Annotated in this window: 9 protein-coding genes and 1 pseudogene; 1 reads left to right on the top strand and 9 read right to left on the bottom strand. The window is 66.2% G+C overall.

The window, feature by feature from the left end:
- Positions 1 to 60: 60 nt before the first annotated feature.
- From NTV05_16180 to NTV05_16145, 8 genes and pseudogenes are all read right to left on the bottom strand, one after another.
- Positions 61 to 2871, bottom strand: a complete 2811-nt coding sequence (locus NTV05_16180) for a hypothetical protein (protein ID MCX6545935.1) — start codon at positions 2869 to 2871, stop codon at positions 61 to 63.
- A 75-nt stretch (positions 2872 to 2946) separates the two neighbouring features.
- Positions 2947 to 4614, bottom strand: coding sequence for an FAD-dependent oxidoreductase (locus NTV05_16175; GenBank protein MCX6545934.1), 1668 nt, complete (start codon positions 4612 to 4614; stop codon positions 2947 to 2949).
- Positions 4615 to 4791: 177 nt separating this feature from the next.
- Positions 4792 to 5109, bottom strand: a pseudogene (locus NTV05_16170) (hydrogenase iron-sulfur subunit).
- A gap of 348 nt (positions 5110 to 5457) precedes the next feature.
- Positions 5458 to 8514, bottom strand: coding sequence for a CoB--CoM heterodisulfide reductase iron-sulfur subunit A family protein (locus NTV05_16165; protein ID MCX6545933.1), 3057 nt, complete (start codon positions 8512 to 8514; stop codon positions 5458 to 5460).
- Positions 8511 to 9680: a (Fe-S)-binding protein gene (locus tag NTV05_16160; GenBank protein ID MCX6545932.1), complete on the bottom strand. Its 1170-nt coding sequence runs from the start codon at positions 9678 to 9680 to the stop codon at positions 8511 to 8513. The genes NTV05_16165 and NTV05_16160 overlap by 4 nt, the downstream gene beginning before the upstream one ends.
- 118 nt (positions 9681 to 9798) lie before the next feature.
- Positions 9799 to 10341 (bottom strand): (4Fe-4S)-binding protein, encoded by a 543-nt coding sequence (locus NTV05_16155; GenBank protein MCX6545931.1) that lies wholly within the window; start codon positions 10339 to 10341, stop codon positions 9799 to 9801.
- Positions 10338 to 12362, bottom strand: a complete 2025-nt coding sequence (locus NTV05_16150; GenBank protein MCX6545930.1) for an aldehyde dehydrogenase — start codon at positions 12360 to 12362, stop codon at positions 10338 to 10340. Before NTV05_16150 ends, NTV05_16155 begins: the two co-directional genes overlap by 4 nt.
- Positions 12359 to 12997 (bottom strand): TetR/AcrR family transcriptional regulator, encoded by a 639-nt coding sequence (locus NTV05_16145; protein MCX6545929.1) that lies wholly within the window; start codon positions 12995 to 12997, stop codon positions 12359 to 12361. The genes NTV05_16150 and NTV05_16145 overlap by 4 nt, the downstream gene beginning before the upstream one ends.
- A gap of 240 nt (positions 12998 to 13237) precedes the next feature.
- Between NTV05_16145 and NTV05_16140 the strand changes: the two genes are divergently transcribed.
- Positions 13238 to 15148, top strand: coding sequence for a CocE/NonD family hydrolase (locus tag NTV05_16140; protein MCX6545928.1), 1911 nt, complete (start codon positions 13238 to 13240; stop codon positions 15146 to 15148).
- Positions 15149 to 15294: 146 nt separating this feature from the next.
- Here NTV05_16140 and NTV05_16135 read toward each other — a convergent pair.
- Positions 15295 to 16582: PEGA domain-containing protein (locus NTV05_16135; GenBank protein ID MCX6545927.1), on the bottom strand; the 1288-nt coding region annotated here is incomplete at its 5' end.

Below are 16582 nucleotides of genomic sequence, written 5' to 3'. Positions count from 1 at the left end.
TTATGCCTTCTTCGCGCATTGGCGCGCATCCAGTCTGCGGAGAGGGACCGTCCCACCTGGCTATCGTGATTCCGGCCAGATTCGTTCCCGCACCTTGCCGATTGTCGTCTGCTTGTCGGCCCCGATCTCGAGCGTGACGAGGTAGTCGCCCGGCGGCACAAGAGCGCCGCCACCACCACGACCGCCACCGCCGCCCGCGCGAGCTCCTCGACCGGGTGCGCCACCGGCGGGCGCCGCCGCCGTCTCATTCATGCCCCACCGCAAGCGATTGAGGCCGGCACGCACCGGAGTCGGCGGGAGCTGTGCGACCAGCCTGCCCGAGATGTCTGTGATCGTGATCGTGGCCGGCGCGGTTGACGCTTCTTTCGCCCAGAAGTTGATCGTCATCGCGTCGGGCTCGTTCGGCACTTCGATGTACCGGTCGCCGAAGAGGCGATAGTTCATGCCCTGGCTGCCAAAGCCGTAGTGTGCCCTGGGCTCGATGTCGAACAGATGCACGCTTTGCGCGAGTGTGGCCGGCGTCAGATCCTGCAGCGGCGAGATGTCTCCCGTCCAGAATCCGCGGCCGTAGGTGCCCAGCACGAGGTCGTGTTCGCGCGGATGAATGAGCAGGTCGTGCACCGCGACCGTCGGCAGGTTCGACGTGAACCTAATCCAGGTGGCCGCGCCGTCTATCGAGACGAACACGCCGATGTCGGTGCCGACGAACAGCAGGTTCCTGTTCTTGCGATCCTGGACGATGACGTTCACGGCGCCGGTGGGGAGATTGGCCGAAATCGCCGTCCAGGTGTGTCCATAGTCGGTCGTCTTGTAGAGGTACGGCATGAAGTCGTCATTGCGGAAGCCGTTCTTCGCGACAAACGCCGTGCCCGCGTCGTGCGGTGATGCAAGAACGCGGCTGACCCAGCGATCGGCTGGCGCGCCGGCGGCGGTCAGCGCCGGCGTCAGATCCGCCCACGTCCCGCCGTGGTTCCTCGTGACGTGTACCCTGCCGTCGTCGGTCCCGACCCAGATGAGGCCGGCCGCAATCGGCGACTCGGAAATCGACGTGAGCGTGCAGAACGGGACGTTGTTGCTGATCTTCGTGGGATCGTTGGTTGTCAGATCGGGGCTGATCGTCTCCCAGTGATCGCCGCGGTCGAGCGAGCGGTGCAGAAACTGCGAGCCGGCATAGATGACGCGCGGGTTAAACGGCGACATCGCGATCGGCGCGATCCAGTTATAACGCAGCGGCGGAGTGCCCGAGCCCGCTCGACCCGGACTGATGTTGGTGCGGATGCCGGTCTTCTGGTCCATCCGGCCCATCGCGTTCAGTTCGCGCGTGTTGTAGACCCAGCGGCTGTCGGTCGGATCGACGATGTTGTACATGCCGTCGCCGGGGCCGACGGTGACCCAGTCGTCGAGCGAGATGCTTCCCATCCTGCCGTTGCTCGGACCCTTCCACGAATCGTGATCCTGCAAGCCTCCGTACACGTTGTACGGATCGTCCATGTCCACGCCAACCGCGTAGACCTCGCCAACCAGCAGGTTGGGTGCGTAGTCGCTGGTCCGGCCGCCGTCGTTTGACAACTGCACGCCGCCGTCGCTGCCGAGAATGATGCGCTGCTCGTCCTGTTCGTCCCACCACATGCACCGGAAGTCGCCAAACGCGCGTCCGAAGAACCGCTCCCCGGTCCACGTCCGGCCGCCGTCGCGGGTGACGTACATGCTGTCGCTGGTGACGATGACGACCTGGTCGTTGTGCGGATTGATCTTGATCTGATTGAACGAGTAGGGGGCTTTGCCACCGGCGACGTTGACGTCAGACGTCTTGTGCCACGTCTTGCCGCCGTCATCGGTGCGGTACAACTCGTTGCCGATGATGCCCTGCGCTAATGGCGCGAGGGCGGTTACTTGTCCGGTTCCGCCGTTCGCGCCCGCACCTGCCGTGGCTGCGGCTCCGAATCCAGCCGCGCCCGCGCGGCCCCCGCGAGCCGGCGGCGGGGCGGTCCGAGGATTCTGGTTCTCGACCAGCGCGTACAGAATCAGCGGGTTCTTCTGATAGATGTCGATGCCGATGCGCCCGATCTTGCCAGTCGGAAGCCCGCCACCGAGTGGCGTCCATGTGTCGCCGGCGTCATCAGTGCGATAGAGGCCGCTTTTCGGCCCGCTTTCGATGATGTACCACGGCTTCCGGTCTTTGTCGTACATCGCCGCGAAGAGCTGCGTCGGCTTCTTGCGGTTGACGACCAGGTCGACGGCGCCGACGCCATCGTCAATGTAGAGCACCTTCTGCCATGTCTTCCCGCCGTCCAACGTCCGGAAGACGCCGCGCTCGGCGTTCGTCGAGAAGAGATGGCCGAGGGCTGCGACATAGACGATGGCCGGGTTGGTTGGGTGAATGACGATGCGCGCGATGTGATGCGAATCGGGGAGCCCCATTGACTGCCAGGTCTTGCCGGCGTCGGTGGACTTGAACACGCCCTTGCCCGAGATCGAGCTGCGGGCGTTGGCCTGGTCGCCGCCGCCGACCCAGACCGTGTTCGGGTCGGATGGCGCGAGCGCGACCGCGCCGGTAGCCTCGAGGCCGACGCTGTCAGTGATGTTGTTCCACGTGATGCCCCCGTTGACCGTCTTCCACACGCCGCCGCTGCGGCTGGCGGCGTAGATCGTGTAGAGATGTTCGTGCGCGGGCCGCGTGGGGACGTCGATCGCCGTGACCCAGGCGCCGGTCCGAAATGGTCCGATGTTGCGCATGGGCAGCGCATTGATGACGTCCTCGAGCGCCGCCTGTGTTCGGGTGGGCGCCGTCGCGGGCGCAGGCTGCTGCGCGGCGGCCGGCAGGCCGGTCCACGCCAACACGAGGATGAGTGCGATTCGCTTCAGGTTCATCGGGCACCCCACTTCGATGCGACAGGCGCCAGGCCGCATGCCTGGCACGTCACGCCCATGCAATGTGCCGTCATTCTAGTTCAGCGCCGCGTTGCGCCGCCCGCCACTGTCACTGGCGGCCGCGGACGAAACGACTCCGTCGAAGTCCAGGTCGCAGCGCAGGCAACGAGCGGCCTCGCGGCGGGCGATCGCTTCGGTGACGACCTGTTCCACTTCGGCAAAGCTGGCTCGTCGCTCGTCGGCGAGCACATGAGGTATGGCGAGGCGTTCAGCGCGCCCGGCGCCGACCGAGCCCTGTCTCGCTGGCGCAGGATCGACGTACCGGCCCGAGCGGGCAGCGTCGCCGGGTTGCCGTTGCTCCTCACCCGACAGGTAGCGATCGATCATCACGGCGGCCTTCTTACCGGCGGCGATCGCGTCGATGACGGTGTTGGGGCCCGTCACGACGTCTCCACCCGCAAACAATCCCTTGCGGCTGGTCGCCAGCGTGCGCGCGTCGGCCGCAATCGACCCCCAATCAGTCGTCTTGATGTCGACTCCCTCGGACGTCGCCGAGCGGATGCGCTCGACCTCGGGTTTCTCGCCCACGGCCACGATCAGCGTGTCGAGCGGCAGCACGTGCTCTGAACCGGCGATGGGCACCGGCCGCCGGCGTCCGCTGCTGTCGCACGGGCCGAGCTCATTCTTCACGCACGTCAGGCCGACGATGGATCCACCGTCGGTCTGAACGCTCACCGGCGACAGCAGGCACTTGAGGATGGCGCCTTCGTCGATGGCGGCGTCGATCTCGTCCGAAAACGCCGGCATCTCCTCCCGGGTCCGTCGATAGATGATCGTGACCTGCTCCACGCCCTCCTGTCGCAGCGCGATGCGGGCGGCGTCGATCGCCGAGTTGCCTCCGCCAATCACACCCACTTTGCCCTTCGCCAGACTCACGCCCCGCAGGTTGAACTCGCTCAGGAATTGAAGCGAAGGATAGACGCCGCGCGCCTGCTCCCCATCGACGCGCAACGGCAGGCTCTTCATCGACCCGAGCGCGAGGAACACCGCGTCGAAACCGTCGTTGAACAGCGAGTCGATCGTGACTTGGTTGGCCGAGTGCTTCGACTCGCCAGTCTGGGCGCGCTCTCCTTCGAGGCGATTCGCTGAAGACGCTCGCTCAGCACTTGGTCCTGACGGACCAAGCGACACGCCCATCTTCAGGGTGATGTTGTCATCCAGCAGGGCCGCGATTTCCCGGTCGATCACTTCCCGCGGCAATCGGTACGCCGGGATGCCAAGTCGCAGCATGCCTCCCGGCTTGTCGCTCGCGTCGAAGACCGTGACCTTGTAGCCGCGCAGCGACAAGAGGTGCGCGGCCGTGAGCCCCGCGGGGCCGGCGCCGACGATGGCCACCTTTTCCGCCTTCGCAACTTCCGCGCGAACTGGTTTGTACACACTGGGGTCCGTGTTATCCGTGATGAACCGCTTGAGCGTGCGAATCGCGACGGGCGCTTCTCCCGCAACCGCGAGCCGGCAGCTCTTCTCGCATCGGTGATCGCAGACGCGCGCGCAGACCGAGGGAAAAGGATTCGCCTCGCGGATGGCCACATAGGCCTGCTCGTACTCCCCGCGCTCGATGTGCGCGACGTAACGCCACGCCTGCGTGCCAATCGGACAGGCCAATTGGCAGGGCGACGCGAGGGGCTGCGTAAACGCGGGGCCGGGCAGCAGCTTGTCGGCAATCAGCCCGTCAAACACCATCGCGGCTTCGTCACTGGCGAAGAACGCATTGATCTCGTCTTCGTTGCGCGTCGGAGGGAGCAGCTTTTCCCGCTGTACAAGCTTGATGTACGGGATGAGCTTCGTCACGGCGTCCAGCCTGAGCGTCATGGCCGCCCGGTCGATGCCCGCGGCGCGTCCCAGAGGTCCAACCTCTCTCATTTGCCGCGAGAAGTCGGTCATGATTTCGGCGAAGCGGGCACCCTCTGACGCCGCGATCCATTCGATCCTGAGCCGCTCGGGCTCGAGGCCAATGCCGGCGAGCAGCTTCTTGCCCAGGTGCACGTTGCACAAGGCGTCGTAGTTGCCCTCGGTCACATAGTGGCACTCGCCAGGCCAGCAGCCCCCGATGATCACCCCGTCCGCGCCTCTGGCGTACGCGCGGATGATGTGGGACAGATCGACCCTGCCCGTGCACATCACGCGGATGATGCGGACCTCGGGAGCGTAGCTTTGTCTGGACACGCCAGACAGGTCTGATGCCGAGTACGCTCACCAGTGGCAGAGGAACGCGATGATCCTCGGCTTATGCTCGAAGCTCGCCATCGATCCTCCTACACGAGAGTCCACGATTCGGAGTCGTCGGGGGAGCCGGCGCATCCGCTCCCGAGCCGGACTCCGCAGTCCGGGAACCCTCCTCGCTTTGCCTCGGGTTCCGGATCTCCCCGCCGGCTTGCGCTACCCGCGCCCGCTTGACCGCTACGCGCGGCGCCGGGGAACCCTCCGCACGCTTGTCGGGTTCCGGCCATCGAGCGCGGACTGCTCCGTACGGCTCGTCCGCCGATGCGCCCGCCCTTCTTCTGGTCTGCACGGCGTCAGTCCGGGTCATGAGCTCCACTCCTCTGACAACGCCGCATCGATCTGGTGCTCAATCGCCTCGTTGGTGAAGTGCTGGAGCACGATGGCGTCGGTCGGGCACTTGGAGCAGCACAGCCCATCGCCCTTGCACAGGGCAGGGTTCACCACGGCCTTGTTGCCCTCGAGAGTCTCGTTCCAACTGATGGCGCCGTAGCGGCAGGCCGCGATGCAGGCCCCGCAGGCGACGCACTCATGCTCCTCGACATTGCAGATGGCGCCTGACGCGGTGACCGAGTCCTGCGACAGGACACACCCGGCCCGACCGGCCGCGCCGAGCGCCTGCGCAATGGTTTCCGACAGGTGCTTGGGGTAGTGCGCCGCACCGCAGATGAACACGCCGTCGCCCGCGGCGTCGACCGGACGCAGCTTGACGTGCGCCTCCTGGAAGAAGCCATCGGGATTCATCGCGACCTTGAACAGGCGCGCGGCATCATGGCTGCCGGCCGACGGCACGACCGCCGCCGACAGCACGACCAGGTCCACGTCGAGAGCCAGCTTCTGGCCGAGGATCGGATCGGGAACAGTGACCCGCAGAACAGATCGCCCCTCCTCGTCTTCGGCGGGCTCGACCACAGGGCCGTCCGCCGGCTCGAAGCGCACGAACCGCACGCCGTTGTCAGCCGCCTCGCGGTAGCTGTCCTCCATCAGTCCGTACGTGCGCATGTCGCGGAAGAGGATGTAGATCTCGAGGTCTGGCCGCAACTGCTTCAGGCGGAGCGCGTTCTTGACAGCCTGACTGCAGCACACGCGGGCGCAGTAGTTGCGGTCTTCGGTCCGGCAACCGACACACTGGATCATGGCCACGGCGCGGGCGCCGTCGAGATTCCCGCTGGCGAGGCGCTCCTCCAGCTCGAGCTGTGTCAGCACGCGGAGGTCTTGTCCGTAGAGGTGCTCGGTCGGCCGGTACTCGTCGGCCCCGGTGGCGAGGATGATGACGCCGTGGCGGATGGTCCTGGTCCGCCCCTCGGAGCTCACCGTGGTGACGAAGTTGCCGACGTAGCCCGAGGTGTCGTTGATGGTCGCGGCGTGCGACACGTGAACGAGCGGATGCCGATAGACCTTGCGCACCAGGTCGCGCACGTACGCTTGCACGTCGAGCCCTTCGAGAGTCGTCCGGATCCTCCGCGCCATCCCGCCGAGTTCCGTGTTCTTCTCCACCAGCTCGACCTCGAAGCCCTGGTCGGCGAGGCTCAGCGCGCACGTCATCCCGGCGACGCCCCCGCCGACCACAAGTGCGACGTGGGTGACCGGGAGCTGTGATTCCTGCAGGGGCTCCAGCTGGACGGCGCGCGCCACGGACATGCGGACGATGTCCTTGGCCTTCCGGGTGGCCTCTTCCTTCTCCTTGGAGTGCACCCAGGAGCAGTGCTCCCGGATGTTGGCCATGTCGAAGAAATACTGGTTGATCCCGCCCTCGCGCAGCGTGTCGCGGAACAGCGGCTCGTGCGTGCGCGGCGTGCAGGCCGCGACCACCACGCGATTCAGCCCCTTCTCCCGGATGGTCGTCGAGATCCTGGCCGCCGCGTCGGTGGAGCAGACGAACAGGCCCTCTTCGGCGTGAGCCACGTGGTCGAGCCCCCTGGCGTACTCAACCAGCGACGGCACGTTGACGACGCGTCCGATGTTGGCGCCGCAGTGGCAGGCGAAGACGCCCACCCTGACCTCTTCTTCCGAGACGTCGCGCTCCACCGGGTAGACGCGGTCGCGCGCCAGCTTGCCGCGGCGCGAGTGGAGGAGCGCGCTCGACATGGCGCCGGCGCCGCTGGCGGTCACGACCGCCTCGGGGATGTCCATCGGGCCCGTGAAGGCCCCGGAGACGAAGACGCCGGGCCTGGTGGTCGCGATGGGATTGCCGGGATCGGTCTTGCAGAAGCCGTGCGCGTTCAACTCGACGCCGAACTGCTGCGCGAGCAGCTTCGCGTCGGCAGGCGGCTCGAGGCCGATGCCGAGCACGACCAGGTCGAACTCTTCCTCCTTTACCGTTCCGCCGCTGGAGTAGCGGATGGTGACGTTGTTCGTCTCGGGGATCTCGCGGCCGATCGAGACGTAGCTGCGCTCGAAGCGCACGCCGGGAAGGTTCTTCGCCCGCTCGTAGAAGCGCTCGAAGTCCTTCCCGTAGGAGCGGATGTCGTTGTGGAAGATCACCGCCTCGGCGTCCGCATCGTGATCCTTGGCCAGGATGACCTGTTTCTGCACGTAGGTGCAGCACACCGCCGAGCAGTAGCTGTGGCCGCCCGCCTGCACCTGGCGCGAGCCGACACAGTGGATCCAGGCGATCTTGTGCGGGTGCTTCTTGTCGGACGGCCGCAGGATCTCGCCCTCGTGCGGTCCCGTGGCGCACAGCAGCCGCTCGAAGTCGAGGCTGGTCACGACGTTCTGAATTGTCCCGTATCCGTAGTCGCCGCGCGGCCGCGGATCGAAGGCGCCGTAGCCCGGACTGAGAACGATCGCCCCCACCTTGATGACCTCTTCTCTGGGCTGCTGGTGGAGGTCGATCGCGTGGTTCTTGCAGACGCTCTCGCAGATCGTGCACTTGCCATCGTCGAGGTAGCGGCAGCGCTCGTCGATGTAGGGCACGAGCGGCACGGCCTGGGCGAAGTAGATGTGGATCGCCTTGGTGGCGGACATCTCCTGGTTGAACGGATCGGGGATCGGGATCGGGCAGTACTCGTTGCAGGTAGTGCAGCCGGTGCACAGGTCCTCGTTGACGTAGCGCGGCTTCCTGGTGAGCGTGACCGTGAAGCTGCCCGCCTCGCCGGCGACGTGCTTTACCTCGGTGTGAGTCAGGATCTCGATGTTGGGATGCCGATCGCACTCGATGAACTTCGGCGACTCGATGCACATCGAGCAGTCGTTGGTCGGGAAGGTCTTGTCGAACTGCGCCATCTTGCCGCCGACGGTCGGCGCCTTCTCGACCAGAAACACTCGGTAGCCCGCCGTGGCGAGATCGAGCGCGGCCTGGATGCCGCTGATCCCGGCGCCCAGGACCATCACGTCGCCGAAGCCGTTGGCCGCGGCTGTCATGACGCCTCGACTCCGTCGAGCGAATCGGCGACGACCTCGGCGAGGTCTTTGATCTCCAGCGCGTCGCCACCCGCGATGCCCAGGCGGCTGTCTTCGAAGTTGCTGATGCAGTAAGGACAGGAGGTGACCAGTATGCTGGCGCCGGTACTTCTCGCCTGGGCGATTCTCAGGTCGGCGAACCGCTCGCCCTTGGGCGTGTCCATCCAGATCCTGCCGCCGCCGCCACCGCAGCACAGGCTGTTTTGATGGTGGTCTGGCATCTCGACCAGTTCGAGGTCGGGCACCTTGCCGAGCACGGTGCGGGGCTGGTCGTAGATCCCGTTGTGGCGCCCGAGGTAGCACGGGTCGTGGTAGGTGACCCTCCTGCCGAGCGGGCGGACGAGCTTCAGCCGCCCATCGGCCACTAACTCCGCCAGGAGCTCGGAGAGGTGGACCACCTCGAAGTGCACCATGAACTCGGCGTAGTCACGCTTGAACGCGTGATAGCAGTGAGGCGAGGCGACGAGGATGCGCTTCACCCCGCGATCGATGAAGGCCTTGATGTTCGCCTTCGCCAGCGCGCGGAAGACCTCCTCGTTGCCGGCCTTGCGGATGCTCTCGCCGCAGCAGTTCTCGTCGTTGCCGAGAATCCCGAAGTCCACGCCGGCGCGCTGGAGGATCTTCGCGATGGCCACCGACACCTTGCGCACGCGCGGGTCGAAGCTGCCATAGCAGCCGACGAAGAACAGCAGTTCCATCCCTTCGGCAAACGGCTTCACGCCCAGGCCGTTCGCCCAGGCGTCACGCCTGCTCCTGTCCTGGCTCAGGGGATTGCCAACGCTCGCGAGACTCGCCCCGGCGGCGCGGACCTTTCGCGCCGAGCCGGCGAATTCGCCGTAGCTCGTGGCGACGCGACGGACGGCGACGCTGACCTCGATCTGCCCGACTCCGCGAGGGCACTGCGACGGGCAGGTGCCACACGTCGTGCAGCGCCAGATGTCGTCGAGGCCGATTTCGGAGAGGCCGAGGCTGGCCTCGCGGACGACCTTGCGGATGCTGAAGTTCCGCACCCGGTTCCACGGGCAGACGACGTCACACTTGCCGCACTGATAGCACAGCCGGCTGGACTGCCCGCCCGCCTGGCTGACGGCCGCGACGATCTCCGCAAAGGGGGCGACGGTCTCCAAACTGCGTACCTCGTTGGTTCGGGCGCGATAAATCGCGCCCCTACACGGCAATCCATCGGGATGTCCCGCAGGGGCGCAATTCATTGCGCCCGCCGCGGGCGACCCGGTGGGGCGGCTTCTACTTGTTCCCGCCCATGCGGCCGGCGGCGTCCATCACCTTCGGCCAGCCGTGCACGTCGGCCAGCGCTTTCAGACCGATGTCGACGTCGTCGACCGCGGCCAGCTTCTCGACGGCCACTTCCCGCTCTTCGTAGACCAGGGCATGCGAGAGGCACCACTGCACGCACAGCGGCTCGGTGACGGTCGGATCCGATTCGCACATGTCGCACTTGAGCGGCAGGTCCGAATCCGGCTCCTTGAAGAAGTCACGGGACGGGCACGACGCCCGGCAGAAGGCGCACTCCTCGTATTCCCTGTCGTTGATGATGTACTTGTCGCGGCCGGCGCACTCGGCGGCGGTGTACTCGCCGGCGTACACTGGCAGGTAGATGTCCGCGACCGGATCGCGGATCACCCGGATGCGCGACCTCGCGGGATTGGTGCTGCTGTACACCGGCTTCGCGTGAAACGCGGCGCAAATCACCTCGCACGCCCGGCAGCCGTTGCACTTGGCGATGTCGATCGTGATCGTCTTGACGGTCCTGGCGTTCGAGCGTTTCATGGCGTGCCTCCCGCGCTCGCGGGGCTCGGTACCGTGGTGGGCGCGGCGTCCTCCTCGTCCTCCTCCTTCAGGATCCCCCGCCGGAGAAACTCGCCGGCGACGTCATCGAGGCCAAGCTCGTGAAGCGTCGCGCGCGTCGGAATCCCGTCGCTCGTCCAGCCCTTGAACTTGTAGTAGGCATCCAGAAGCTTCGTCTCGAGTTCAGGGAGCCGGTGCTTCCAGTGGTCATCAGGCGGCTTCTCATCCGTGCGGCGCAGGCCGCGGCTGATATTGATGGCCCGGACCAGCGTACGGGTCCGCCGGATCACGTGCTTGAGGCCAGCCTCGTCCAGATCGAGGCCGGCCCCGGCCGAGATGATCGACGGCCAGTTGTGGATATGGTACGGCGGCTTGAGCGGGAACGATGACAGCCCGGCGCACACCCCGACGCTGTCGTCAATGTAGTGCATCATCTCCTGCCAGTGCACGATCTCGGAGGTCGCATCGACGGGCGGATAGTGGGGAATCGACTTCTCGCCGCGCAACTCCCAGTCGAGGAACCACTGCTTGAACCGCTCGTCGGGGACGTGCTCCCAATCCTTGACGAAGGCCTCGCGCTCCTCCATCGTCGGGAAGGGCGTCTGGGGGAAGTTCCCTTCGATCTGGGTGATGTTGATCTTCTCGCCGGTCGAGTACATCAGGAAGTAGATGGGATTGAGCATCCCCAGCTTGAGCGGCAGCTGCTCGTGCTTCTTGATGTTGTTGTGGGCGAACGCCTGCGCGCCCTTGCCGATTCGCTCGGCAGCCCAGTACGTGCCGTCGGCCAGCACGTCTCCGATTCCCTCGCGGCGCACGATGTGGTCAAGGAGCCAGTAGAACCGGCCCTCCGGATCGGCAGGCCATCCGGGGAAGTCCGCGTCGGTCAGAATGCCGGCCTCGTAGAGCTCGATGGCGAATGCCAAGGTCTGCGGCGCCGAAAAGGCGTCGACGCCGTGCTCGGTCGCCTTCTGGGCGATCTTGAGGCCGAAGTCCAGGTCGGACATCGCCGCCATGGTGTACGTGAGCTTCGAGAAGCACTTCATCATGTACGAGCAGATCCGGGTATCGACCGAGATCGCCGCGCCGCACTTCAGCGGACAGTTGTGGCAGCTCAGCAGACGCGTCCTCATCGTCTCCATGGTGCTCGTCCACTTCTCGTGAACCTGGTCGGTCCAGAACCCCTTGCGGCGGTGGCGGGCATTGCCCCACATGAAGTTCTCGGTGTGCCACTGCTCATCGTTCTCGCGCATCTCCTGCGGCGAGCCGAGCCCGGCCAGGATCGGCATGACGCCCGGGATCGGATTCCTGTCGCGAACTTCGATGTACTTCAGCGCGTCATTGCAGTGTCTGATGAACGTCGCCGGCCTGGCGATGTTGATATCCTTTCTGCCGCGTACGGCGATCGCCTTGAGGTTCTTGTCTCCCATGACGGCACCGAGGCCCTGTCGGCTGGCGCTCGACCGGCCCTGCTCGATGGAGGCGAAGAAGACCCGGTTCTCGCCGGCCAGGCCGATCGAGGCCACCTGGGCCATCGGCTCGTGCAGCTCCTGCCGGATGAGCTCCGCGGTCTCCAGCGTCCCGAGCCCCCGGAAGTGCGTTGCGTCCCGGAGTTCCACCTTGTCGTCGTTGATCCAGAGATAGACCATCTCGGGGGACTTGCCGCGGATGACGACCTTGTCGTACCCCGCGTGCTTCAACTCAGGTCCCCAGAACCCGCCCATGATCGAGAAGGCGAACAGCCTCGTCTGCGGAGAGATAGCTGAGACGATGGTGCGATTGCAGCCGGGCGCCGGCGTCCCTGCCAGCAGGCCCGTGCCGAACACGAGCAGGTTCTCGGCGGAGAAGGGTTCAACCTCGGGAGGCACGCGGTCCCACATCAGCCGCGCGTTGGTGCCCAAGCCCCCGAGGAGAAACCCGGTGTCGCGGGGGTCGGTGGCGACCCGCTCGATACTGCCGCGGGTCAGGTCCACCTCCAGGTTGAAACCGGTTTCGGCGTACCTCATGCGTGTCCTCGCTTGGCCCGGCGCGTGGGAGCGGCGTACCCGTCAAGAAAGAGCGCCACCTGGTGGTCAGCAAGCTGGTCGAGGCCCGCGCTGGCTTGCCCGGCGTCGTACCATTGGTAGAACCAGTTGATCATCCCGAACAGGTTGGCCGTGGCGAGCCAGGAGTGACGGCGGGACCTGGTCCTCGGCCGAAGCTGCTTGACGATGTCGTGCATGGCGTCGAAGTAGGCGCGGCGCAATCCGTGGACGTCGCGGTAAGCCTTGCCCTCGAGCGCCTGCAGTTCGCGGGCGCACACCTTGAGCGCATCCATGTTGTCGCCGAAATGACGGACGTGGCTGCCGACCGCCGCCCTCAGGCGCTCGCGCGGGTCGGCGACGTTCTCGGCGCATTCACGGAGGCCGCGGAGCAACGAGTCGAAGGCGTGGAACTGGATGTCGTAGAGGAGTTCCTGCTTGCTGGCGCAGTAGTGATAGATGCCGGCCAGGCTCATTCCGGCTTCCGCGGCGATCCGCCGCATGGACGTCTTGTCGTAGCCTTCTGCGGCAAACACCCGCGCCGCCACGCTCAGGAGGGTGAGCAGCTTGGCGTCGAAGCTCGGGGTCCGTTGCTGTCTCAGTGTCTTGTTACGTGGCATGGGGCACCCGTTCGAACGTTCGTTCGAAAGTATACCCGGTTTCACGCCCGGCGGGAGTGTCCAATGTGATCTACGGCGTCGCAAGCCGAAGAATGCAGGATACTCTATGACACCGCCGGTTCGGCGGCCGTAGTGTCAGATCGATCCATTTCAGTAACCGCGTGCGGGCAAACCGGACTTGCGGGGGAAGAGACTATGAACGGTATACGACGTGGATACGTGGGCGCCCTGGTCGTCCTGATGGCCGCCTCGACGGTGGCCATACAGAGCCAGCAGGCGCCGGGGTTCGATGTCCGCGCGCACTACACCAAGTACGAAGCGCGCATCCCGATGCGCGACGGCAAGCGCCTGTTCACGTCCATCTACGTCCCGAAGGACGCGTCCAGGGCGTATCCCTTCCTGATGACGCGCACGCCGTACACGGTCGGGCCGTACGGCGCGGACAGCTACAAGCCTCGGCTCGGGCCGTCGGAGTCGTTCGACCGCGCCGGGTACATCTTCGTGTTCCAGGACGTCCGCGGGCGGTACATGTCGGAAGGCGCGTTCGTCGAGATGCGTCCCCACATTGACGCCCCCGGCGGGAACCAGGACGTGGACGAGAGCACCGACACGTACGACACGGTGGAGTGGCTGCTGAAGAACGTGCCGAACAACAACGGCAAGGTGGGGATCTGGGGTATCTCGTATCCGGGGTTCTTCACGGCCGCCAGCATCATCGACTCGCATCCGGCCATCCGAGCCGCCTCGCCCGAAGCGCCGATGACAGACCTGTTCTTCACCGACGATGGGTACCACGGAGGCGCGTTTCAGCTGGCCGCGAACTTCGGGTTCTATACGTCGTTCCGGCCGCGCGACCCGGTGCCATGCAGCATGCCCCCCTGCAGGAGTGCGGGCGGCGAGCCCACGCTTCCGCCCAAGGCCAACACGCCGTTCGACTACGGGACAACCGACGGATACCGGTTCTTCCTCGATCACGCCGTGCCGCTGTCAAAGCTCGATGCGCTCTTCGCGCCTCCCAACTGGCTCTTCCAGGATCAGGTGCATCATTCGACCTACGATGCGTACTGGCAGGCCCGTAACCTGTCGCGCCACATGCACGGCGTGAAGTGCGCGGTGCTGACCGTCGGGGGATGGTTCGACGCGGAAGATCTGAGCGGGCCTTTCAAGACGTACCGCGCCATCGAACAGCAGAGCCCAGGCATCTTCAACGCGCTCGTCGTCGGCCCGTGGGTCCACGGCGGGTGGGCGCGCTGGCCTGGCGCCAGCCTGGGGCGCGTGCCGTTCGCCTCGAACACGGGCGAGTTCTGGCGCGAGCAGATCATCTATCCGTTCTTCGAGCAGTACCTGAAGGGCAACGGCGACGCGCGGCTGCCGGAGGCCTACATGTTCGAGACCGGAACCAACGTGTGGCGGCAGTTCGCCGAATGGCCGCCGAAGCACGTGCAGGCGAAGCAGCTCTACTTCCACCCCAACGGGAAGCTGTCGTTCGACCCGCCCGGCGAGGCGCAGGGGTCGTTCGACGAGTACGTGAGCGACCCGGCGCACCCGGTGCCGTTCATTCCGTACACCAGCGTGGGCCGCACCGAGCAGGAGTACATGGTCGCCGACCAGCGCTCCTTTGCGCGGCGCCCGGATGTCCTGGTGTACCAGACCGAGCCGCTCGATGAGGACGTGACGATTGCCGGGCCCATCTCGGCGAAGCTTCGCGTCTCGACGTCGGGCACCGACTCGGATTTCGTCGTCAAGCTCGTCGACGTCTTCCCGGACGACTATCCCGAGCCCGAGGCGTCTGCCGCGCGTCCGACGGACGTCGCGGTACCGACGGAGCGGATGGCGGGCTACCAGATGCTGGTGCGCGGCGAACCGATGCGCGCGAAGTTCCGCAACAGCTGGGAGAAGCCCGAAGCCATGACGCCGGGCAAGGTGGAGGCGGTGAACGTGGACATGCCCGACGTGCTGCACACGTTCCGCCGCGGGCACCGCATCATGGTTCAGGTGCAGAGCTCGTGGTTTCCGCTCGCCGACCTGAATCCGCAGACCTTCGTCGATATTCCGAACGCGAAGGCCTCGGATTTCAAGAAGGCGACCGAGCGCGTGTATCACGACAAGGCCGAGCCGTCGGCGGTGGTGCTGGGGATCCTCGGGAAGTAGAGACGGCGGGGCGGCAAACAGTTGCAGGCGTGGCTACGGAGAAACACGCGTAACAACGGCGACGCAATAGCGCAACAGGAGCGAAAGCAGCTTCATCGCGGCGCGGGTGTGGCCGCGCCACATGGGGAACTTGCCTGGCGGAGTCATCAACTGGGCGACGCAAAGACGACCCGATTCGGCGTGCCGTACGTGACCGTCGTTGTTTGTCGCTGCTCACCAAGCACCGGGTGCCGCATCATCACATCACGTGTGCCGACGGCCACGGACTGGGGCTGAAGGGGAGCGGCGCCAATCAGCAGCCCGTCGACCCAGATCTCGGAGCCTTGCGGGGCGACGATCTCGAGCGGCGCGGGTGGCAGTGCGACGTTCAACGCCGCCACCTCACCGGGCTTCACTTCGATCGTGCGTGTGGTCCGGAACCCGAGCCGCGCGCTCACGAGCTCCACGGTGTGGTAACCCGGCCTGACGAAGAAGCGCCCACTTTCCGTTGTCCCGATGACGGCGCCCCCCTCGAGAATCTGCAGTTCGACTGACGCAAAGACGGCGAGCCACCCGGGGTAGATGGGGACCAGGAGATCGGCTGACTCGCCCTGTCCCACGCGGACCGTCGTGCGAACCGATCCAGAGGCATGGCGGAGAACGACGGTGTGGATGCCTTGCTTGATGTGATCGAGCGCCAGAGGGGTTTCGCCCTTCAGCACGCCATCGATCCAGACCTGCGCTCCAGTCGGCTCGGACTGAACACGGAGCGCAGTCGGGCGGGGCGCCACGACGTTGGAAACCTTCGCCAGACGGTGCTTCCCTGCAGCCGACTCAACATCCTCGATCCAGAGCTGAAGCAGTCCACGCCCCTGCGGGGTGGCGAGCAACATTCCGGGCCACACCGCGATCACGAGCAAGGCGGCGAACACAAGTTGCCCGCCGACGAGTGGGTGCCGAGCCTGCCGAACCAGAAATGTCGCGGAGCCGATCCCGTACGTCGCGCGCGCCGTGTCCCGCGCCGCACGCACCGTCCCTCGCGCCGCGCGCACCGTCCCTCGCGCCACTCGTGTCAGGCCGCCGAGTGTCGCCCTGCCGACTGTGCCGCCCGTGCGCCCGATCGCGCGCAACACCCACACCGGCCCGTGGAGTGCCGCCGCACCGATCACGAGCGGCACGGGCGCCGTGTCCTGCGCCACGAGCACCGTGTCCTGCGGCACGGGCGCCGTGTCCTGCGCCACGAGCACCGTCTCCCGCGCCACGAGCACCGTGTCCCGCGCCACGAGTACCGTGTCCCGCGCCACGAGCACCGTGTCCAGCGCTAGGAGTACCGCGTCCTGCGCCACTCGCGTCAGCCCGCCGAGTGTCGCCCGGCCGACCGTGCTTCCCGTGCGCCCGATCGCGCGCAACGCCCACACCGGCCCGTGCAGTGCCGCCGCACCGATCACGAGCGCC

The sequence above is a fragment of the Acidobacteriota bacterium genome, from assembly GCA_026393755.1.
Lineage (GTDB): Bacteria > Acidobacteriota > Vicinamibacteria > Vicinamibacterales > JAKQTR01 > JBAXOX01.
This window is presented reverse-complemented; position numbering and strand designations above follow the sequence as displayed.